Here is a 19,906-nt window from a genome sequence, read left to right as displayed (position 1 = left end):
TCTACTCTTCTGCTTCCGGCGTTTTCGCCACATTCAGCACCGGCGGGCGATCGTCGATTCGCGTCACCAGCAGCTGATCGATGCGATAGCTGTCAATATCCACCACCTCGAACTTATAGCCCGCGAACTTAACGAAATCGGTGCGTTTCGGGATTTTGCGCAGCATATACATCATAAAGCCGCCGATAGTTTCATAGTTGCCCGACTGCGGGAACTCGTCGATGTCCAGCACGCGCATCACGTCATCGATTGGCGTGCCGCCTTCCACCAGCCAGGAGTTCTCGTCGCGCGCCACAATCTGCTCTTCCAGCCCCTGGCCCACCAGGTCGCCCATCAGCGTCGTCATCACGTCGTTCAGGGTGATGATACCGACCACCAGCGCGTACTCATTCATGATCACCGCGAAATCTTCGCCTGCGGTTTTAAAGCTTTCCAGCGCCTCTGACAGCGTCAGCGTATCGGGCACGATCAGCGCCGAGCGGATCTGCACGCCGCTGTTCAGCGCCATGCTCTGATTGCCCAGCACGCGCAGCAGCAGTTCTTTCGAATCGACGTAGCCGACGATATGGTCGATGTCGCCGTCGCACACCAGAAACTTAGAGTGCGGATGCTCGGCGATTTTGCCTTTCAGCGTGGTTTCATCTTCACGCAGATCGAACCAGATGACGTTTTCGCGCGACGTCATTGAGGAGGGAACGGTGCGCGACTCCAGCTCAAACACGTTCTCAATCAGCTCATGCTCCTGCTTACGCAGCACGCCGGCCAGCGCGCCCGCTTCCACCACGGCGTAAATATCATCGGACGTGATGTCGTCTTTACGCACCATCGGCAGCTTAAACACGCGGAAGAACACGTTCGCCAGGCCGTTAAACAGCCACACCAGCGGGCTGAACACCAGCAGGCAAAAGCGCATCGGGTTAATGATGCGCAGCGCCACTACTTCCGGCGCAATCATGCCGACGCGCTTTGGCGTCAGGTCGGCGAACAGAATAAACAGGCTGGTGACGATAACAAAGGAGCAGATAAAGCTGAGCTGATCGGCGAGCGCAGGTTCCATAAAGCGGCTGAACAGGCTGCCGAAGGCAGGCGAAAAGGCCGCGTCGCCCACGATACCGCCAAGGATCGCCACGGCATTCAGGCCGATCTGCACCACGGTAAAGAAGGTGCCGGGGGTTTCCTGCATCTTCAGCACGCGCTGGGCGTTGATATTGCCTTCATCGGCGAGCAGTTTTAATTTGATCTTGCGGGCGGCCGCCAGCGAGATTTCTGAAAGGGAAAAAAAGGCGCTGATAATAATCAGCAGCAGGATGACAAGTAAGCTATCTAACATAGGTTTTCCAAAGGGTTATCCACTTGTCATTTTTGGCCTGGGCAGCGCGCGGCAAGAGCGTAACGCTTGTACTTACCTCTTCGTCTGGGCTATCCGTGCCAAAAATGTCTGCGCCTTATCGACACGGCGTCGGGGCAGAAATAGAGCAGGCTGTGCCTGCGCCGGTGATTATAGCAGCAGCGCCCCGAAGGCCGCCAGAGTCGCAGATAAGCTGTTTAGTCTCAGATTAGTCTGAGTGGCGCGCTCTGTTGATGCGCAGCGGTTGTATCGATCCGGCCATTTGCTGACAATGGGATGTTATTTGGCTTAAATGGCGATTTTTCGCAGCCGCAGGCTTCTTCCAGCGGCTATGCTGATGGCAGCGCCGCTGCGATATTTTATCCAGGGATTACGACTACGCCCCGCGGAATAGGGGTCGGCATGATTAACAGGAGTACGCGTGCCACGAATTTACGTCTGTTTTATGACCTGCCTGCTGGCCGCCGCGCCGGTTGCTGAGGCAGCGAAAGTGCGCCTTGAGGTGCAAGGCTTAACCGGGGATCTTAACAAAAACGTGCGTGCTCGCCTTTCGACCATCGGCGCTGACGAAGTGTCAAACGATGGCCGTTTCCGCGCGCGCGTTTCCGAGGCGATTGAGCAGGGGCTAAAAGCGCTCGGCTACTACGAACCCGACATCGATTTTGAATCCCGTCCTGCGCCGGCGCAGGGAGGACGGCCGGTACTGATCGCGCATGTTAAACCTGGCGAGCCGGTGAAAATCGCCGGAAGCACCATCGTGCTTGAGGGCGACGCGCTGCGCGATCCTGACTATCAGGCCTGGGTAGAACAGGGCACGCCGAAAAAAGGTCGCCAGCTCAATCACGGCGAATATGACAAATTTAAAAGCGGCTTCTCTAGCCTGGCGCTGCGTAACGGCTATTTCGACGGCGACTTTAAAAAAAGTCAGCTTGGCGTCTCAGTGGAGCGGCGCGAGGCGTTCTGGGACATCGATTACGACAGCGGTCAACGCTACCGCTTCGGCGACGTCAGCTTTACCGGCTCGCAAATCCGTGAAGAGTATCTGCAAAATCTGGTGCCTTTTCACCACGGCGACTACTACAGCTCGCGCGATCTGGCGGAGCTAAACCGGCGGCTTTCCGCGACCGGCTGGTTTAACTCAGTGGTGGTAGCGCCAGAATTTGCCCAGGGGCGCAAAACCAAAGTCCTGCCGCTGAACGCCGTGGTCACGCCGCGTACCGAAAACACCATTGAGACCGGCATAGGCTACTCCACCGACGTGGGACCGCGTTTAAAAAGCACCTGGAAAAAGCCCTGGGTCAATGACAGCGGCCACAGCCTGGCGGCCAGCGCCTATCTCTCCGCGCCGGAACAGCAGGTCGACCTGAGCTATAAGGTGCCGCTGCTGAAAAGCCCGCTGGAGCAGTATTACATCTTCTCCGGAGGACTAAAGCGCACCGATCTCAATGACACCAAAGCCGACACCACCACACTCGGCGTCTCGCGCTACTGGGAAAACAGCACCGGCTGGCAGAAGGCGGTGAATCTGAAATGGAGCCTCGATCACTTTACCCAGGGCAGCGTGACTAACACCACCATGCTGCTCTATCCCGGCGTCAGCCTCAACCGCACCCGCTCGCGCGGCGGCCTGATGCCGACCTGGGGAGATTCCCAGCGCTACTCCGTCGACGTCTCCGACACCACCTGGGGATCCGACGTCGACTTCCTGATTATGCAGGCGCAGAACGTCTGGATCCGCACGCTGGCGGACAAGCACCGCTTTGTGGTTCGCGGCAACCTCGGCTGGATTGAAACCAACGACTTCGAGAAGGTGCCGCCGGACCTGCGCTTCTTCGCAGGCGGCGATCGCAGTATTCGCGGCTACAAATACAAAGATATTTCACCGCGTGACGATGACGGCAAACTCACCGGCGCCTCGAAGCTCGCTACCGGCTCGCTGGAGTATCAGTACAACGTGACCGGTAAATGGTGGGGCGCGGCCTTTATTGATTCAGGTGAAGCGGTCAACGACATCAAGCAGAGTAATTTCAAAACCGGCGCGGGCGTTGGCGTGCGCTGGGCGTCGCCGGTCGGGCCGATCAAGCTTGATATTGCCCGACCCATTGGCGACAGCGAGGAGCATGGTTTGCAATTTTATATCGGACTGGGGCCTGAACTATGAAGCTGTGGAAAAAGGTCCTGATCGGCGTGCTGATTTTTCTGATGCTGCTGTTGGGCGGCGTGGCGTTTTTAATCGGCACGACGCCGGGGTTACATCTGGTACTGAACGGCGCGGCGCGCTGGGTGCCGGGCCTGTCGATCAAGCAGGTAGAGGGCGGCTGGCGTAATCTGACCATCAGCGGATTACGCTATGAGATGCCCGGCGTCAGCGTCGATGCCGGTACTTTTCATCTCGCCGTCGATCTTAACTGTCTGCTGCACTCGTCGGTGTGCGTCAACGACATCGCGCTGAAAGATGTCAGCGTGGTGGTCGACAGCAAAAAGATGACGCCAGCGCAGGAAGCGCCGCCGGAAGAGGAGGGCGGCAGCGGCGATCTCAGCACGCCTTATCCGATTACGCTGCGCCATCTTGGCCTGCATAATATCAACGTTAAAGTCGACGATACGGCGATTTCGCTGCTGGATTTCACCACCGGCCTGCAATGGCAGGATCGCGCGCTGACCCTCAACCCCACCCATATTCAGAGCCTGCTGGTGGCGCTGCCGAAAGCGGCAAAAGTTGCCAACGAAGAGGTGGTGCAGCCGAAGGTGCAACAGCCGCAGCCGGACGAGAAGCCGTTGGGCGAAACCCTGCAGGCGATGTTTGCCAAACCGCTGCTGCCGGAGCTGCCTGATTTTCGTCTGCCGCTGGATATTGACGTGCAGGAAATTCTCGGCGAGCAGCTGCGCATTACCGGCGATACCGACATTGCGGTGAACCGCCTGCTGCTGAAGGCGAAAACCGCAGACCGCCGTCTGCAACTGCACACGCTGGACGTCGACTCTAACCTTGGCCAGCTTAACGGCAGCGGCGAAGCGACGCTGGCGGACAACTGGCCGGTGAACTTCAGGCTCAACGGCACGGCGAATGTCGAGCCGCTGAAAGGTGAAAAGATCAAACTGGATCTGAACGGCGCGATGCGCGACGAGCTGAAGCTGGGGCTGAATCTTTCTGGTCCGGTGCGCGCGCAGCTCGATGCCGCTACGCAGCTGGCGGTGGCGGGACTGCCGCTGTCGCTGCGCCTGACCAGTCCGCAGCTGCGCTGGCCGCTGACCGGCGCGGCGCAGTACCAGGCCGATGATCTCGACTACCAGTTCAAAGGCAAAGCCACCGACTATGCGATGTCCATGCGCACGGCGGTGAAAGGCGAAAGCGTGCCGCCTGCGACTATCGCGCTGGACGGCAAAGGCAACGTCGAGCAGTTCAGCCTCGACAAGCTGCGCATCGGCGCGCTACAGGGCAACGTCGATCTCACGGCGCTGGTGGACTGGAGCAAGGCGATCAGCTGGCGCAGCGAGCTGACGCTCAGCGGCATTAACACGGCGCGCCAGTACCCGGACTGGCCGGCGAAGCTGGACGGCAAAATCGCCACGCGCGGCAGCCTTTACGGCGGCAGCTGGCAGGTAAGCGTGCCGCAGCTACAGCTGAAGGGCAACGTTAAACAGAACGCGGTAAGTGCCGAAGGCTCGCTGAAAGGCAACAGCTATAACCAGTGGGATATTCCAGGCGTAAAAATCGCCCTGGGCCGCAACAATCTGGATGTCAAAGGATCGCTGGGAGAGGCGCTCAACCTTGACGCCATTATTGACGCGCCCCATCTCGATAACGCTTTGCCAGGACTGGGCGGCGTCGCGAAAGGCACCATCAAGGCGCGCGGCACGCTTCAGGCGCCGCAGCTGCTGGCCGATCTCAACGCCACCGGGCTGCGCTGGCAGCAGTTGCAGATCCGCCGCGTGACGCTGGAGAGCGACGTGCGTTCCAGCGATCAGGTGGCCGGCAAGCTCCAGCTACGCGTCGAGCAGCTGAAGCAGGACGCCCTTAACATCAGCCTGCTGACGCTCAATGCCGACGGCAATGAAAAAGCGCATCAGCTCAAACTGAACGTGCAGGGCGAGCCGGTCTCCGGTCAGCTGGCGCTTAGCGGCAGCTTTGATCGTCAGCAGCAGCGCTGGCAAGGGACGCTAAACAATACGCGCTTCGATACGCCGGTAGGGGAATGGCGGCTGACGCGCGCCATGGCGATCGACTACCTCAATGCGAAGCAGACGGCGACCATCGGGCCGCACTGCTGGCAGAACCCCAACGCGCAGCTCTGCGTGCCTGAACCTGTCGAAGCCGGTCCGAGCGGCCATGCGCATATTCAGCTCAACCGCTTCGATCTGGCGATGATCAAGCCATTCCTGCCGGGTGAAACCCAGCTTGCGGGGGTATTTACCGGCGACGCGCGCGTGAACTGGACGGCGGACGGGGCGCTGCCGACCGGCTCCGTTTCGCTGAAAGGCAACGGCGTGAAGGTCAGACAGGATGTGCAGGGCAACACGCTGCCGATCGACTTCAACACGCTGAATCTTAATGCGGCGCTGCGTGACGGCCGCGCCGATCTCGACTGGCTGATCCGCATCGCCAACAACGGACAGCTCGACGGCAATGTCCAGGTCAGCGACCCGCAGAATCGCCGCACGCTGGGCGGCAACGTCAATATTCGCAATATCTCGCTGGCGATGCTGAATCCGGCGCTGATGCAGGGCGAGCAGATTAAGGGCAGCCTTAACAGCAATCTGCGTCTCGGCGGCAGCGTGAAGCAGCCGCAGATCTTCGGCCAGCTGGGGTTGCGGGATGTGGACGTCGACGGCAATTTTATGCCGGTCGATCTTACCGCCGCGAACCTGAATATGGTGTTCAACGGCATGAGTTCGACGCTTAACGGCCTGGTGCAGACCGCGCAGGGCAATATCAACCTCAACGGCAACGCGGACTGGAGCCAGCTCGACAACTGGCGCGCGCGCATCGCCGCGCAGGGCAGCCGCGTGCGCGTCACCGTGCCGCCGATGGTGCGCATGGACGTTTCGCCCGATCTGGTGTTCGAGGCCACGCCAGCCGCGTTTAGCCTGGATGGCAGCGTCGATATTCCCTGGGCGCGCATCACGGTGCAGGAAGTGCCGGAAAGCGCCACGGGCGTTTCGTCGGATGAAGTGCTGCTGGATAAGAACCTTCAGCCGATTCAGCCGAAAACCGCCGCTATCCCGATCAACAGCAATCTGGTGATCCACGTCGGTAACGACGTGCGTCTGTCGGCGTTTGGCCTGAAGGCGAAGCTCAACGGCGATCTGAAAGTGGTGCAAGACAGAACCGGACTGGGCCTGAACGGTCAGATCAATATTCCGTCTGGCCGCTTCCACGCCTACGGTCAGGATCTCATCGTCCGTAAAGGCGAACTGCAATTCGCCGGTCCGCCGGACCAGCCCTATATCAATCTGGAAGCGATTCGTAATCCGGAAGCCACCGAGGATGACGTGACCGCAGGCCTGCGCGTCACCGGCCTGGCCGATGAGCCGAAGGTCGAGGTCTTCTCCGATCCGGCGATGTCGCAGCAGGAGGCCCTTTCTTACCTGCTGCGCGGTCAGGGATTAGGCTCTGACGGCGACGGCAACGCATTAACCTCTGCGTTAATCGGACTGGGGGTTGCACAAAGTGGGCAGGTTGTGGGTAAAATCGGCGAGACGTTTGGCGTCAGCAATCTTGCCCTTGATACTACCGGGGTAGGCGACAGCCAGCAGGTGCAGGTCAGCGGTTATGTGCTGCCGGGTCTCCAGGTAAAATATGGCGTCGGTATTTTTGATTCACTGGCGACCCTGACCTTGCGTTATCGTCTGATGCCCAAACTCTATTTGGAAGCCGTATCCGGTGTGGATCAGGCTCTTGATTTGCTCTATCAGTTTGAGTTTTAGCAATGCGAATAATTGTCTACGGCAGTTTACGGCGCAAACAGGGAAACAGTCACTGGATGACGAATGCGCAATGGCTGGGGGATATGCAGATTGAGGGCTTTGAGCTCTACAGTCTCGGCCATTATCCGGGCGTGATCCCGGGCGAAGGAACCGTCTATTGTGAAGTTTACCGCATCGATGCCACAACGCTGGGCGAGCTGGATGCATTGCGTACCAAGGCTGGCGAATACAAACGCCAGCTGATGCAGACGCCTTATGGCAGCGCATGGCTCTATGTTTACCAGCGCCCGATAAAGGGGCGTCAGCGCATTATCAGCGGAGACTGGTTACAGCGCGACGATCCTTCGTCAGAGGCATAAACAAAAACACCGTCCAGAGGACGGTGTTTTTTTATCGGCGGCGGCAGATTACTTCTTCTGCGCGCGCTCGAAAGAGGAGACGATCTCAGCTTTAGCCGCTTCCGCGTTGTCCCAGCCGTCAACTTTTACCCATTTGCCTTTTTCCAGCGCTTTATACTGCTCGAAGAAGTGGGTGATCTGCGCACGCAGCAGCTCTGGCAGGTCGTTCACATCTTTGATGTGATCGTACTCTTTGGTCAGCTTGGTATGCGGAACGGCAACCAGTTTGGCATCTTCGCCTGATTCGTCGGTCATCTTCAGCACGCCAACCGGACGGCAGCGGATCACTGAGCCAGGTTGCAGCGGATACGGGGTCGGAACCAGCACGTCAACCGGGTCGCCATCCAGCGACAGCGTGTGGTTGATGTAGCCGTAGTTGCACGGATAGAACATCGCCGTAGACATGAAACGGTCCACGAACAGGGTGCCAGACTCTTTATCGACTTCGTATTTGATCGGATCGGCGTTGGCCGGGATCTCAATAACAACGTAGATATCTTCTGGCAGGTCTTTACCTGCGGGCACCTGGTTCAAACTCATCGGGCATTCCTTCAATAGTCATAGGTTGAGTGTCGGCTATTATAGCCAACTGACTCTGAAAGTATGCCCCAATTTTGACCTTTCAGAATGGTCCTCGCCCTACTTTGCGGTGACAAACAGCGAGACAATCCCCGCAGCAATCAGTGGTCCGACCGGTACGCCGCGAAAGAAGGCCACGCCTATCACCGTGCCGATCAATAAGCCGCCAATCACGGAGGGCTGCGCGCTCATAAAACTGACGCCGCGTCCCCCCAGCCAGGCGACAAAAATGCCCACCAGGATAGCCACAATCGACTGCCAGCTGGCGAAAGACTTCAGCAGGGACGAGGCGGGAAGCGATCCGCTGGCGAGCGGCGCCATTACCGCCACGGTAAGGATAATAATGCCGAGCTGAATGCCCTGCTTCTCTACATAGGGAAAGAACTGCGACAGCGGAGTCAGTTTGATCGCCAGCAGGATGAGAATAGAAATGGTCACCGCGCTGTTGTGAACGAAATAGCTAAGGACCGCGAGGCCGATAAGAATAAGGGTAGAGGCATACGCAGCCATAATATCTCCCTGAAGGCGAATGGATGCGCTGGACCGCGCCAGCGCGTAAGTCATTATTTATCAGCATTCCGTATCGCTGGCGCAACTACCTTTATTCATTGACTGCAACATCAGCGCCTGATTACGCATCAGACTGAGAGTCTGCGCCGCGAGGGAAACCTGCGCCAGCGAGCCTTGCGTATGGGCGAAATAAGCCGCTGCCGCCGCCTGCCAGCTGTCGCGCCAGATCAGCCACTGGCGCTGCGCGCTGCGGAGTTTCTTTTCAGGCTCGCCGCTTAGCCGCTTTATTAACTGGCTGTACTGCCTGTTCATCTCCCCGTCCCAGCCGCGGCTGGCGTCGCTATAGCACGCCACCATCGCTGCCGTGGTCGTCGCGTCATTGAGGCATTGCTCCAGCGTATGATCGATGGGGTTTTGCTGCGCCATTGCGCTGCCAGACAGGAGCAAACCCGCTGCGGCCATCCATGCTTTCATGTTCATCCTCCTGGTGAAATAAAAGTTAAGCGTGGGCGATAGTCAGGGAAATGACCATCAATAGCGATAAAGTTTCCCGCTGCAACTGCCGATAACTTGTACGTTTTAGGGCTGCTGGATTTTCTGCCTTTCTATAAGCAAACGGAAAACAACATCATGAAAAAGCTCTCACTACGCACAGGATTATTAGCACTACTCGCCTTTATGACGCTGCTGCTGCTGGCGGTCAGCGTGATGGGCATTGTCGCCATCAATAAAGGCAATCAGTCGCTGGATGTGATCAATCGCATTCAGGGCGTTGAACTCAACGCGCTTTATCAAAGCAATGGCGATCTGATGCGCGCCCGCGCAACGGCCGCGCTGGCGGTACGCAAAATCGAGATTGGTCTGCTGGAAGAAGGCGCGACGGCGACGAAACAGGCGCAGGCCGACGTCCAGGATTCGCAGCGGAATATGAAAGCCTTTATCGCCGCGGGCACCGTAACGGCGCGGGGCAAAAAGCTGGCGGACGACATTGTAACGACCTACAACGCCTATCAGGCGCAGGGCATCAAGCCGATCATGGATGCGCTGGAAAAACAGTACACCGATGAATACTACGCCGTGCTGGAGGGCAATCTGGCTACGCTGGCGCTGAACTACAGCAATGCGGTTGCGGCATTCGGCGCTTACGCGGATAGCGTGACCGATAAGCAGCTGGCGCAGGCGGCGCATAACGAAACGCTGATGAAGGCGCTGATCGGCGCGGCGGTGGCGCTGACGCTGCTGCTGTTTGTGCTCGCCTGGCAGCTCATGCGTCGTCTGCTGTTGCAGCCGCTGGATCGCGCTATCGGGCATCTGGAGCAGGTTGCCGCAGGCGATCTGTCGCACGCGCTGCCGCCTGCAGGCGACAACGAACTGGGCCGCCTGAATCGGGCGTTAGGCGAGATGCAGCAGGCGCTGCGCGCGCAGGTGAGCCAGGTGCGCGAAGCCAGCCTGCAAATTGACGTAGGCAGCCGCGAGCTGGCGGCGGGCAATGTGCACCTTTCCCAGCGCACCGAAGAGTCGGCGGCGTCGCTGGAGCAGACGGCCGCCAGTATGGAGCAGCTGACCGCCACGGTGCGCCTTAACGCCGCCAATGCGCAGCAGGCGAACAAGCTGGCCAGCAGCGTGTCCGATACCGCCGATCGCGGCGCGGAAGTGGTGTGCTACGTCATGGAGAAGATGCAGGAGATCACCGACAGCGCTAATCGCATCGGCGATATTCTCGGCGTCATTGACAGCATCGCGTTCCAGACCAACATCCTGGCGCTTAACGCCTCGGTGGAAGCGGCGCGTGCGGGCGAACAGGGGCGCGGGTTTGCCGTCGTGGCGAACGAGGTGCGCACCCTGGCGCAGCGCAGCGCCAACGCGGCGAAAGAGATCCGCGGGCTGATTGCCGAGTCGCAAACGCGGGTAAAAGAGGGCAGCGATATGGCTACCCGCGCGGGCGAAACCATGGACGAAATCTCCAGCGAGGTGATGCGCGTCACAGCGTTGATGAAGGAGATCTCTCTGGCCTCTGACGAGCAGAGCCGGGGCATTGAACAGGTGAATCAGGCGGTAACGCAGATGGATGAAGCGGCGCAGCAGAATGCGGCGCTGGTCGAACAGGCGACGGCGGCGACGCAGTCGCTGGAGGCGCAGTCGCAGCATCTGCAATCAACGGTGTCGCTGTTCCGGCTGGAAACAGCCTGAAAAAAAGGGCGCGATCGTCGCGCCCTTATTTTTTGCCTTACTGCGGAGCGTCCGGATATTCGCGCAGGAAGCGCTCCACATCTTCGACCATAGCATCGTTGCCGCAGAAGAACGGGCAGCGCTGATGCAGGGTTTCCGGCTGAATATCAAGAATGCGCTTCGCGCCGTCGCTGGCCTTGCCGCCCGCCTGCTCAGCAAGAAACGCCATCGGGTTGCACTCATACAGCAGACGCAGCTTGCCGTTCGGGTGGCTGGCGGTGCTGGGATAGAGATAGATGCCGCCCTTCAGCAGGTTACGGTGGAAGTCCGCCACCAGCGAGCCGATATAGCGCGAGGTGTAAGGACGGTGCGTGGCATGATCCTCTTCCTGACAGAACTTCAGGTACTTTTTCACCCCCTGCGGGAAGCGAATATAGTTACCTTCGTTAATGGAGTAGGTATAGCCCGTCGGCGGATAGGTCATGCGCTCGTGGCTCAGGCAGAAAACGCCGAGCGACGGATCGTAGGTAAAGGCGTGGACGCCGCAGCCGGTGGTATAGACCATCATGGTTGAAGAGCCATAGACGACATAGCCGGCCGCGACCTGCTTATGGCCGGGCTGCATAAAGTCGGCTTCGGTCACCGGCGTGCCTGGCGCGCTGACGCGATGATAGATAGAGAAGATGGTGCCGACAGAAACGTTGACGTCAATATTGGAGGAGCCGTCCAGCGGGTCCATCAATACCACATACTTGCCGTGTTCAACTCCTTCGAAGATGACAAACTCGTCTTCTTCTTCTGAAGCAATCCCTGCCACGATGCCACGCGCTTTCAGCGCCGCTTTCAGCTTTTCGTTCGCGAACAAATCCAGCTTCATCTGCTGTTCGCCCTGAACGTTTTCAACACCGCTGGCGCCGAGAATATCGACCAGACCCGCTTTGTTGATGTCGCGATGAATGATTTTGGCGCCCAGCTTAATAGCGGAAATCAGCGCGGTCAGTTCACCAGTAGCGTGAGGAAAGTCGTGCTGTTTCTCGACGATAAATTCGCCTAACGTTTTCATAACACATTCCCTGAATCTTCGATGGAGTGGCAGCCTGCCTGGCAAACCGCCAACGTTTGCGTACGCAGTTTAGCCGATTGAACTTCAAAAACCATAGTCCTAATCCGTTTCTTAAGTCTGCGAGCGGGGTTACACTGTGCGCCGAACTTTTGAGTAATGGATCATGTTATGCGCATTCATATCCTTGGGATTTGCGGCACGTTTATGGGCGGTCTGGCGATGCTGGCGCGTTCCCTTGGCCATCAGGTGACCGGGTCTGACGCCAACGTCTATCCGCCAATGAGCACGCTGCTTGAGCAGCAGGGCATCGAGCTGACCGAAGGTTACGACGCCTCGCAGCTCGATCCCGCGCCGGACCTCGTTATCATCGGCAATGCGATGACGCGCGGCAACCCCTGCGTGGAAGCGGTGCTGGAACGCAACATTCCCTATCTGTCCGGTCCGCAGTGGCTGCACGACTTTGTACTGCGCGATCGCTGGGTGATCGCGGTAGCGGGAACACATGGTAAAACAACCACTTCTGGTATGGTAGCCTGGATACTGGAGGCATGCGGACTGGAGCCGGGCTTTATCATTGGCGGCGTGCCGGGCAACTTCGACGTCTCGGCAAAATTAGGAAAAAGTCCATTCTTTGTCATTGAGGCGGATGAGTATGACTGCGCCTTTTTCGACAAGCGCTCCAAATTTGTGCACTACTCTCCCCGCACCCTGATCCTCAACAACCTTGAGTTTGATCATGCGGACATCTTCGACGATCTGCGCGCCATTCAGAAGCAGTTCCACCATCTGGTGCGCATCGTTCCCGGCCAGGGCAAGATTCTGCTGCCGGAGCACGATCACCACCTTAAGCAGGTGATGGCGATGGGCTGCTGGAGCGAGCAGGAGAGCGTCGGCGAAGGCGGTCACTGGCAGGCGAAAAAGCGGGTGCCGGACGCCTCGCACTGGGAAGTGCTGCTCGACGGCGTCGCTGTCGGCGAGGTGAACTGGTCGCTGGTCGGCGAACACAACATGCATAACGGCCTGATGGCTATCGCTGCGGCGCGTCACGTCGGCGTGAAGCCGGAAGATGCGGCGCAGGCGCTGAGCAGCTTTATCAACGCGCGCCGTCGTCTGGAGCTGCGCGGCGACGTCAACGGCATCAAGGTGTATGACGATTTCGCCCACCATCCGACGGCGATTCTCGCCACCTTATCCGCGCTGCGCAGTAAAGTCGGGGGCAGGGCGCGCATTCTGGCGGTGCTGGAGCCGCGTTCCAATACCATGAAGATGGGCGTCAGCAAAAACGATCTGGCTCCATCGCTGGCCCGTGCGGACGAGGTGTTCCTGTTCCAGCCGCATCATATTCCGTGGCAGGTTTCCGACGTCGCCGAAGCCTGTATGCAGCCAGCGCACTGGAGTGCCGACATCGATACGCTGGTGGAGATGGTGGCGAAAACCGCTCAGCCGGGCGATTCGATTCTGGTTATGAGCAACGGCGGATTCGGCGGCATTCACCAGAAGCTGCTGGATCGACTGGGTTAATTTCACAAGCGCCCCGACGGGCGCTTTTTTTATATCCTCACTTCGCGCTGTCGCGGTGATTAAAATACGCCCGCAATTCACCGCGTAATTTTGAAGCCGATCCCGCTACTCTTTTTATTATTGCCATCCTGATTCTCTTTCCGGCTAAAACAGAAAGGCTTATGTCGATATTTATGGCATGGTTTTCTTTGCCAGTCAGGAAATGACTCTCTTCCCGGTTAATTATTTAAGTAACAGGCGTTGATGAGGCGATTTTTTCTTATTCTGGTACGCATATTAAAAATTAGTTAATTATAAGGGCAATAGCTATTTTAAGGCTGCTTATTATATTTTATTGCGCTTATTATCAGGAATAAGGATGTTGTTATGGGAAAGCGTAAATTATTGCACGTATCTCTGGGCATGACGCTGTTAATGAGCGCGACGGCGGCGCTGGCGACGGCCACGGTCGACTACCGGCATGAGTATCGCCTGCGCGACCGCACGCACTACGATAAACTGGGGCTGAGCACCACTCTGCCCAATGATATGTTCCTTGGCGTGGAAACCAAATATAAAACCGGCGGCGCCGATCCCAAAGATAAATATTATAACGATACCGTGTTAAACGTTGTTGAGGTGACTTTCCTTAAATCATACTATTTTGGCAACTGGACCCTCTCGCCTTTTATCCAGCCGGAGTTTAACTCCGCGCGCACCGAATGGAAATTCGGCGTCGCGCCCTGGTATAAAATTAACGATAGCTGGTTTCTCGGCGGCCTGTATCGTCTTGAGCTGACCGATTATGCCCATGAGGATAAATGCGGCGCTCCCGGTATCGATTATTGCGACGCCGATCGGCACCGCACGGCAAACCGTTTTGATATTTACCTGCGCAATAAAGCAGACAGGCTGACAACGACCTATAAGCTGGTCTATAAGCACGCGGACGCAAAACTGTTTGCGAATAAGCATGACGATTATGAACAGGAGCTTCAGTTCGACTACGCGCTCGGCAACGATCGCGTCTGGGTTCCCTATCTGACCTTTGGCGACATCGGCCGCTCAGCCACCTCCAGCGAACGTCAGCTGCGCCTGCGCGCCGGTATTGTTTATATCTACCGTTAAGACAGCAGCAGGCGGGCAGGGATGCCCGCCTCAGTGGGCTTAGCTCTCCGCCAGCTCACGCAGATACTGAAAAATCTGACGCGAGGATTTCGGCGGTTTGTTGCCGACTTTCTCTTTCTGCGCGTTGCGGATCATGCTGCGCAGCTGCTGGCGATCGGCGTGCGGATAAAGCGTCAGCACCTCGTTCATCGCCTCGTCGCCCTGGTCAATCAGGCGATCGCGCAGCGCTTCCAGCTTGTGGAACAGCGCAACCTGCTGGTTATGGCGGTTTTTCAGCTTGTCCAGCGCCTGGCGAATCGGGTCGACGTCGCGCGCGCGCAGCATTTTGCCGATCAGCTGTAGCTGGCGGCGACGTCCCTCTTTCTTGATACGCTGCGCCAGTTCAATAGCGTCCAGCAAATCTTGATCAAGCGGGATCTTTTCCAGGGCGTTCTTGCCCAGATCGACCAGTTCGGCGCCCAGGCGTTTTAGCTCTTCAGCATCGCGTTTAATTTCGCTCTTACTGACCCAGATAATCTCTTCGTCTTCTTCTTCCTGATTATCCGGTACGTCGTCGAGCCACTCATCGGGCTGTTTGGTCATTTTCTGGGCTCCCCTAAAAAAAAGAGGCTAATCCTATCAGTTTATCGGGTGACTGCGAAATTGTTCTCTGACTCTGATAGACTCAAAACTTTCATACATAAGATTAGACGGCAGGCCGATGAACGTATCTACTCAGGTTGCAGAACAGCGAAAAGTGTTGGAACAGGCAGTGGCGCAGGCGCTGGAGCTGGCGAAGGCCAGCACCGACGGCGCGGAAGTGGCAGTGACCAAAACCACCGGAATCGGCGTCAGCACCCGTTACGGCGAAGTGGAGAACGTCGAGTTCAACAGCGACGGCGCGCTCGGCATCACCGTTTATCATCAGAACCGCAAGGGCAGCGCCTCCTCAACCGACCTCAGCCCGGAAGCGATCAAACGCACCGTGCAGGCGGCCATTGATATTGCGCGTTATACCTCAACGGATCCTTACGCTGGCCCGGCGGATGCCGATCTGCTGGCGTTCGACGCGCCGGATCTCGATCTCTATCATCCGTGGGAGATCGACGCCGATCGCGCTATCGAACTGGCCGCTCAGGCAGAGCAGGCGTCGCTGAAGGCTGATGCGCGCATCACCAATACCGAAGGCGGCAGCTTTAACAGTCATGTGGGCATTAAGGTATTTGGCAACAGCCACGGCATGATGCAGAGCTACTGCTCCAGCCGCCATTCGCTCTCCAGCTGCGTGATCGCCGAGCAGGACGGCAATATGGAGCGCGACTATGCCTATACCATTGGCCGCGCGTTCGAGGATCTGAAAAGCCCCGACTGGGTCGGCGAAGAGTGCGCGCGTCGCGTGCTGTCGCGCCTGGCGCCGCGCAAGCTGTCCACCATGAAAGCCCCGGTGATCTTCGCGCCGGAAGTGGCGACGGGTCTTTTCGGCCACCTGGTCGGCGCGATCAGCGGCAGCAGCGTCTACCGTAAATCGACTTTTCTGCTGGATGCGCTCGGCCAGCAGATTCTGCCGGAGTGGCTCACTATTCAGGAGCAGCCGCACCTGTTAAAAGGGCTGGCTTCCACGCCGTTCGACAGCGAAGGGGTTCGTACCCAGGCGCGCGACATTATTAAAGACGGCGTGCTGCAAACCTGGCTGATGACCAGCTATTCGGCGCGCAAGCTGGGCCTGAAGAGCACCGGTCATGCGGGCGGCATCCATAACTGGCGCATTAACGGACAGGGCGGCAGCTTCGACGACCTGCTGAAGCAGATGGGGCGCGGTCTGGTTGTCACCGAACTGATGGGCCAGGGCGTCAGCGCTATTACCGGCGACTATTCGCGCGGCGCGGCGGGTTACTGGGTTGAGAACGGCGAGATTCAATATCCTGTGAGCGAGATCACTATTGCAGGAAATCTCAAGGAGATGTGGCGTAATATCGTCACGGTGGGTAACGACATTGAAACCCGCAGCAACATACAATGTGGCTCGGTGCTGCTGCCGGAGATGAAAATCGCCGGACAATAATAACACTCGCTTCCTGAAAGCAGCCGCTCTGGCTGCTTTTTTTTTACCCACAATAAAAAGGACATACCAATGCGTAAGCATGTGATTGCACTGTTAGCTCTCTCCTTGTTGTCTGGAAGCGCCAGCCTTTATGCGGCGGATCTCGAAAATGATATGGATACGCTGAAAGACGGCCTGAACACCGTCATGAAAACCAACGACGCGCAGACGATGCAGCAGGCGCTGAGCAGCATGCGTCAGGCGGCGGAAGATGCGAAAAAATCCACGCCGGAGAAGCTGGAAGGCGAACCGGCAGACAGTCCTGAGATCAAAGACTTTCACGCGGGACTGGACTCGCTGATCGCGCAAATCGATGTGGTCAACGAACTGGCGAAATCCAACAATGTGGACGGCGCAAAAGCCGAAGCGAAAAAGCTGGCCGATATTCGCAACGCCAATCACAAAAAATTCCGCTAACCGCCTGCGCCGGTCCAGGCGACCGGCCTTTTTCCGTCATCATTTTTTCTTATCTGCCTGACATCACGTTTTTTCCTGTTCGTGCTTACACGCATATATCTCTGGTTTTACAAATATTTTTCCTCTAAGGCGTGCATAACGCGGCCTGTATCACACAATTTATGCATCCTGCGATCTGGCGCACATCCTGCCCTGCGATTTCCACTTTGATGCGGAAAAAGTGCGTCTGCACTTCCACCAGGGCATGCCGTAATTTATTCGCAACGCGAATTTTCGTGAACAGGAGTAACAAGGTGAGCAGTAACGGAGCTTCGATACAGCAGGCAACGCCGGAGGAGATTCAGTCTCTTGCCGACAGCGTCATGACGCAAATCACGGCGATCTATGCCCAGCAGAACATACATCCCAATGCGGTTCAGCAGCAGATGCTGGCTTCGCATGTTCGCGCCATGGCGCTGCGCTCGCTGACCGGCGAACCGCTGCCGGAGGTCGAGGCGGAGCTGTTTGAGGATATTTCCCCGGAAACCATGCAGCTGGCGCAGCAGGTGGTGGATTTGTTCGGCAATCTTCCGCGCGAAGAGGCCTGGCTTCTCTCTGTCCATATCGAAGTGGCACGGTCTAACTAATTGTTAAATGAGGAAATAATTATGGTAACCGTAGTGATTGGCGATCGTTTAGGTAAAGGACAAAAAGTTGCCGCAGGCATTGAAAAAGCTGGCGGACGGGCCGTTGTGGTGCCGGGCGTAGCGGCGGATATGAAGCTGGGCGACGTGATGAAGGCGGAAAATGCCGACTTCGGCATCTCCTTTTGCGGCAGCGGCGGGGCCGGAGCCATTACCGCGCAAAACAAGTATGGCTACAAGGCGCGCCACGGCATGCGCTCTATCGACGAAGGCGTCACCGCGATCAATGAAGGAGCCAACGTGCTCGGCTTCGGCTTTATGGACAAAGAAGAGTTAGGCGAGCGGCTGGTGCAGGCCTGGAACAAGAAGCACGGCAGCTAACCATGAAAGAACAATACGTTACTCAGGTGACGGTGCAGGGCAAAGGCGACAGCAAAGAGAAGGCCTTTGCCGATGCCCTGAGTCGCGTGCAGAACCAGGTGCTGCGCGCGACGCAAAAGATTCTGCTGCGCATTGAACCTCTGGATGTTCGGGTGCTGCGCGCGCAGGAGAGCGTCAGAACAGAGAAATTCCTCTTCTTTTTTCTGGCGCGTCAGCGACGGAACTACAGCGTAGAGCTGGAAATCTCCGTCAGCGTTACCGTGATCGATACCGGGCAGGTGACCTTCACGACGACGCCTTAAAAACAGACGACAACAAAGGTAAAAAAACATGTTTTTAATTATTTTGTTTAAGTCGTTGATCATTGGGGGGCTGGTTGGCGTAGGCGTGGGTGCCGGAGCGGCACGTATGTTTCACGCGCCGACCTCACAGGGCATGGGCGCATTTCGTACCCTCGGCGAGCTTAACTCGTGCGAGGGCGATCCCGCGTCGCACTTCTCCTTTGGTCTCGGCTTCTTCTTCAATGCCTGGGCATCTTCCGTTGCGGCAGGCTCTTTCACCCAGGACGTTGACCACCGCATCATTCCTAACTGGGGCGCGGCAGCGTTGATGGTGAAAAACCGCAACCTGGCTGAAACCCTGCACGATCCGAAAAAAATGGCTATCGCCTGCGGCATTATCGGCATGCTGGTGGTGGCCTTCCTCAACTCTACCGCCTCAGCGGTGCCGGCCGCGTTGCAGGTGACCGCGGTGAAAGTGCTGGTGCCAGCGGCAAACCTGCTGGTTAACACCGTGATGCCGGTAATCTTCTGGCTGGCCGCCATCGACGCCGGTAAAAAATCGGGCTTCTGGGCGACGATTTTTGGCGGCCTGGCGCAGCTGATTATGGGCAACGCCGTGCCGGGTCTGGTGCTGGGCATTCTGATTGGCAAAGGCGTAGAGGAGAGCGGCTGGAACAAGGTCACCAAAGTGATGATGGTGGCGATTGTGCTGCTGTTCGTGCTGAGCGGCTTCTTCCGCGGTTTCGATATGAAGCTGCTGCAATCCTTCCAGTTAGGCATTCCCGGCTGGCTCGACATGATCCACAACTCCCTGAGCGGCAAGTAAGGCTATCAACATGACTGAAAATAAAGGTTTCTGGTACGCCGACTGGTCTTTTCCGATCTTTGTCGGCCTGCTCTCGGCGGGCGTCTTCGCCGGTACGCATATGTACTACCTCTACGGCATCGGCGCGTTTAACGAGGTCGCCTTCGTCTCGATGCTGCGCTCCGGCATAGAAACCGGCGTCTACGGCGCCGTCGCCGCCTTTGGCGCAAGCTTTCTGTTTGCGCGCATTATCGAAGGTTCGCTGGTGGGGATCCTCGACATCGGCGGAGCGATTCAGACCGGCGTCGGCCTGGGCGTACCGGCGCTGCTACTGGGAGCGGGCATCGTTTTTCCAGTCGAGAACTTCGCCGCGTCGCTGGTTACGGGGCTGGTGATAGGGCTGGCGATCGGCTACGTCATTATCCTGGCGCGTAAGTTCACCATCAACCAGAGCGATTCCACCTACGGCGCGGACGTGATGATGGGGGCGGGTAACGCGTCTGGCCGTTTCCTGGGGCCGCTGATCATTCTCTCTGCGATGGCGGCTTCAATTCCTATCGGTCTTGGCTCGCTGTTCGGCGCGCTGCTGTTCTACCTGTGGAATAAGCCGATCACCGGCGGCGCGATCCTCGGCGCCATGATCCTCGGCGCGATCTTCCCGGTCGCGATCTAGTGCAGTCGGCGGCTCGCCATCGG

Annotated in this window: 19 protein-coding genes; 13 read left to right on the top strand and 6 right to left on the bottom strand. The window is 57.7% G+C overall.

The window, feature by feature from the left end; translation table 11 throughout:
- Position 1: 1 nt before the first annotated feature.
- Positions 2–1,330, bottom strand: a complete 1,329-nt coding sequence (gene paeA, locus BBB56_RS18860) for a polyamine export protein PaeA (RefSeq protein ID WP_123802476.1) — start codon at positions 1,328–1,330, stop codon at positions 2–4.
- Between the two features lie 463 nt (positions 1,331–1,793).
- Here paeA and tamA point away from each other — a divergent pair, with 463 nt between their 5' ends.
- From tamA to BBB56_RS18845, 3 genes are read left to right on the top strand one after another with little or no spacing between them, the layout of a single operon-like run.
- Positions 1,794–3,509, top strand: coding sequence for an autotransporter assembly complex protein TamA (gene tamA, locus BBB56_RS18855; protein ID WP_199756267.1), 1,716 nt, complete (start codon positions 1,794–1,796; stop codon positions 3,507–3,509).
- Positions 3,506–7,276 (top strand): autotransporter assembly complex protein TamB, encoded by a 3,771-nt coding sequence (gene tamB / locus BBB56_RS18850; RefSeq protein WP_123802474.1) that lies wholly within the window; start codon positions 3,506–3,508, stop codon positions 7,274–7,276. The genes tamA and tamB overlap by 4 nt, the downstream gene beginning before the upstream one ends.
- Positions 7,277–7,278: 2 nt before the next feature.
- The gene (locus BBB56_RS18845) at positions 7,279–7,635 is read left to right on the top strand and encodes a gamma-glutamylcyclotransferase family protein (protein ID WP_123802473.1); all 357 of its coding nucleotides are present in this window, start codon (positions 7,279–7,281) and stop codon (positions 7,633–7,635) included.
- Positions 7,636–7,683: 48 nt separating this feature from the next.
- On the opposite strand, the gene ppa is transcribed toward BBB56_RS18845, so the two are convergent.
- The 3 genes from ppa to BBB56_RS18830 all read right to left on the bottom strand — a co-directional run bounded on the left by ppa (position 7,684) and on the right by BBB56_RS18830 (position 9,237).
- The gene (ppa, locus tag BBB56_RS18840) at positions 7,684–8,214 is read right to left on the bottom strand and encodes an inorganic diphosphatase (protein ID WP_123802472.1); all 531 of its coding nucleotides are present in this window, start codon (positions 8,212–8,214) and stop codon (positions 7,684–7,686) included.
- A 99-nt stretch (positions 8,215–8,313) separates the two neighbouring features.
- Positions 8,314–8,763, bottom strand: coding sequence for a DUF441 domain-containing protein (locus BBB56_RS18835; RefSeq protein ID WP_123802471.1), 450 nt, complete (start codon positions 8,761–8,763; stop codon positions 8,314–8,316).
- Between the two features lie 60 nt (positions 8,764–8,823).
- Entirely contained in the window at positions 8,824–9,237 is a 414-nt protein-coding gene (locus tag BBB56_RS18830) for a lysozyme inhibitor LprI family protein (protein ID WP_123802470.1), read from the bottom strand.
- A 156-nt stretch (positions 9,238–9,393) separates the two neighbouring features.
- On the opposite strand from BBB56_RS18830, the gene BBB56_RS18825 reads away from it, so the two are divergent.
- Positions 9,394–10,953 (top strand): methyl-accepting chemotaxis protein, encoded by a 1,560-nt coding sequence (locus tag BBB56_RS18825; protein ID WP_123802469.1) that lies wholly within the window; start codon positions 9,394–9,396, stop codon positions 10,951–10,953.
- Between the two features lie 37 nt (positions 10,954–10,990).
- Here the strand turns inward: BBB56_RS18825 and fbp are convergent, their stop codons facing one another.
- The gene (gene fbp, locus BBB56_RS18820; RefSeq protein WP_123802468.1) at positions 10,991–11,995 is read right to left on the bottom strand and encodes a class 1 fructose-bisphosphatase; all 1,005 of its coding nucleotides are present in this window, start codon (positions 11,993–11,995) and stop codon (positions 10,991–10,993) included.
- Between the two features lie 168 nt (positions 11,996–12,163).
- Between fbp and mpl the strand changes: the two genes are divergently transcribed.
- The gene (mpl, locus tag BBB56_RS18815) at positions 12,164–13,516 is read left to right on the top strand and encodes a UDP-N-acetylmuramate:L-alanyl-gamma-D-glutamyl-meso-diaminopimelate ligase (RefSeq protein WP_123802467.1); all 1,353 of its coding nucleotides are present in this window, start codon (positions 12,164–12,166) and stop codon (positions 13,514–13,516) included.
- A gap of 366 nt (positions 13,517–13,882) precedes the next feature.
- Positions 13,883–14,623, top strand: a complete 741-nt coding sequence (locus BBB56_RS18810) for an oligogalacturonate-specific porin KdgM family protein (protein ID WP_123802466.1) — start codon at positions 13,883–13,885, stop codon at positions 14,621–14,623.
- Between the two features lie 39 nt (positions 14,624–14,662).
- Here the strand turns inward: BBB56_RS18810 and yjgA are convergent, their stop codons facing one another.
- The gene (gene yjgA / locus BBB56_RS18805) at positions 14,663–15,205 is read right to left on the bottom strand and encodes a ribosome biogenesis factor YjgA (protein ID WP_123802465.1); all 543 of its coding nucleotides are present in this window, start codon (positions 15,203–15,205) and stop codon (positions 14,663–14,665) included.
- A 118-nt stretch (positions 15,206–15,323) separates the two neighbouring features.
- Here yjgA and pmbA point away from each other — a divergent pair, with 118 nt between their 5' ends.
- The 7 genes from pmbA to BBB56_RS18770 all read left to right on the top strand — a co-directional run bounded on the left by pmbA (position 15,324) and on the right by BBB56_RS18770 (position 19,883).
- Positions 15,324–16,664, top strand: a complete 1,341-nt coding sequence (pmbA, locus tag BBB56_RS18800; RefSeq protein WP_123802464.1) for a metalloprotease PmbA — start codon at positions 15,324–15,326, stop codon at positions 16,662–16,664.
- A 69-nt stretch (positions 16,665–16,733) separates the two neighbouring features.
- Positions 16,734–17,120: a cytochrome b562 gene (cybC, locus tag BBB56_RS18795; protein ID WP_123802463.1), complete on the top strand. Its 387-nt coding sequence runs from the start codon at positions 16,734–16,736 to the stop codon at positions 17,118–17,120.
- A 293-nt stretch (positions 17,121–17,413) separates the two neighbouring features.
- The gene (locus BBB56_RS18790; RefSeq protein WP_233593067.1) at positions 17,414–17,746 is read left to right on the top strand and encodes a glycine dehydrogenase; all 333 of its coding nucleotides are present in this window, start codon (positions 17,414–17,416) and stop codon (positions 17,744–17,746) included.
- 21 nt (positions 17,747–17,767) lie between these two features.
- A complete protein-coding gene (locus BBB56_RS18785) occupies positions 17,768–18,124 on the top strand; it encodes an SFCGS family glycine-rich protein (RefSeq protein ID WP_081140782.1) in 357 nt (118 codons plus the stop codon).
- A 2-nt stretch (positions 18,125–18,126) separates the two neighbouring features.
- Complete coding sequence (locus BBB56_RS18780) at positions 18,127–18,426, top strand: DUF4312 family protein (RefSeq protein WP_123802462.1); 300 nt, start codon at positions 18,127–18,129, stop codon at positions 18,424–18,426.
- A gap of 28 nt (positions 18,427–18,454) precedes the next feature.
- Positions 18,455–19,231: a DUF4311 domain-containing protein gene (locus BBB56_RS18775; protein WP_123802461.1), complete on the top strand. Its 777-nt coding sequence runs from the start codon at positions 18,455–18,457 to the stop codon at positions 19,229–19,231.
- A gap of 10 nt (positions 19,232–19,241) precedes the next feature.
- Entirely contained in the window at positions 19,242–19,883 is a 642-nt protein-coding gene (locus BBB56_RS18770) for a DUF4310 family protein (RefSeq protein WP_123802460.1), read from the top strand.
- Positions 19,884–19,906 lie beyond the last annotated feature (23 nt).

The organism is Candidatus Pantoea deserta (genome assembly GCF_003813865.1).
In the GTDB taxonomy this organism is placed as follows: domain Bacteria; phylum Pseudomonadota; class Gammaproteobacteria; order Enterobacterales; family Enterobacteriaceae; genus Pantoea; species Pantoea deserta.
This window is presented reverse-complemented; position numbering and strand designations above follow the sequence as displayed.

What these genes read in the sequence shown, in the direction of transcription:
- paeA (WP_123802476.1), bottom strand. Translation starts at nt 1,330, where the DNA reads ATGTTAGATAGCTTACTTGTCATCCTGCTGCTGATTATTATCAGCGCC.
- tamA (WP_199756267.1), top strand. Translation starts at nt 1,794, where the DNA reads ATGACCTGCCTGCTGGCCGCCGCGCCGGTTGCTGAGGCAGCGAAAGTG.
- tamB (WP_123802474.1), top strand. Translation starts at nt 3,506, where the DNA reads ATGAAGCTGTGGAAAAAGGTCCTGATCGGCGTGCTGATTTTTCTGATG.
- BBB56_RS18845 (WP_123802473.1), top strand. Translation starts at nt 7,279, where the DNA reads ATGCGAATAATTGTCTACGGCAGTTTACGGCGCAAACAGGGAAACAGT.
- ppa (WP_123802472.1), bottom strand. Translation starts at nt 8,214, where the DNA reads ATGAGTTTGAACCAGGTGCCCGCAGGTAAAGACCTGCCAGAAGATATC.
- BBB56_RS18835 (WP_123802471.1), bottom strand. Translation starts at nt 8,763, where the DNA reads ATGGCTGCGTATGCCTCTACCCTTATTCTTATCGGCCTCGCGGTCCTT.
- BBB56_RS18830 (WP_123802470.1), bottom strand. Translation starts at nt 9,237, where the DNA reads ATGAAAGCATGGATGGCCGCAGCGGGTTTGCTCCTGTCTGGCAGCGCA.
- BBB56_RS18825 (WP_123802469.1), top strand. Translation starts at nt 9,394, where the DNA reads ATGAAAAAGCTCTCACTACGCACAGGATTATTAGCACTACTCGCCTTT.
- fbp (WP_123802468.1), bottom strand. Translation starts at nt 11,995, where the DNA reads ATGAAAACGTTAGGCGAATTTATCGTCGAGAAACAGCACGACTTTCCT.
- mpl (WP_123802467.1), top strand. Translation starts at nt 12,164, where the DNA reads ATGCGCATTCATATCCTTGGGATTTGCGGCACGTTTATGGGCGGTCTG.
- BBB56_RS18810 (WP_123802466.1), top strand. Translation starts at nt 13,883, where the DNA reads ATGGGAAAGCGTAAATTATTGCACGTATCTCTGGGCATGACGCTGTTA.
- yjgA (WP_123802465.1), bottom strand. Translation starts at nt 15,205, where the DNA reads ATGACCAAACAGCCCGATGAGTGGCTCGACGACGTACCGGATAATCAG.
- pmbA (WP_123802464.1), top strand. Translation starts at nt 15,324, where the DNA reads ATGAACGTATCTACTCAGGTTGCAGAACAGCGAAAAGTGTTGGAACAG.
- cybC (WP_123802463.1), top strand. Translation starts at nt 16,734, where the DNA reads ATGCGTAAGCATGTGATTGCACTGTTAGCTCTCTCCTTGTTGTCTGGA.
- BBB56_RS18785 (WP_081140782.1), top strand. Translation starts at nt 17,768, where the DNA reads ATGGTAACCGTAGTGATTGGCGATCGTTTAGGTAAAGGACAAAAAGTT.
- BBB56_RS18780 (WP_123802462.1), top strand. Translation starts at nt 18,127, where the DNA reads ATGAAAGAACAATACGTTACTCAGGTGACGGTGCAGGGCAAAGGCGAC.
- BBB56_RS18775 (WP_123802461.1), top strand. Translation starts at nt 18,455, where the DNA reads ATGTTTTTAATTATTTTGTTTAAGTCGTTGATCATTGGGGGGCTGGTT.
- BBB56_RS18770 (WP_123802460.1), top strand. Translation starts at nt 19,242, where the DNA reads ATGACTGAAAATAAAGGTTTCTGGTACGCCGACTGGTCTTTTCCGATC.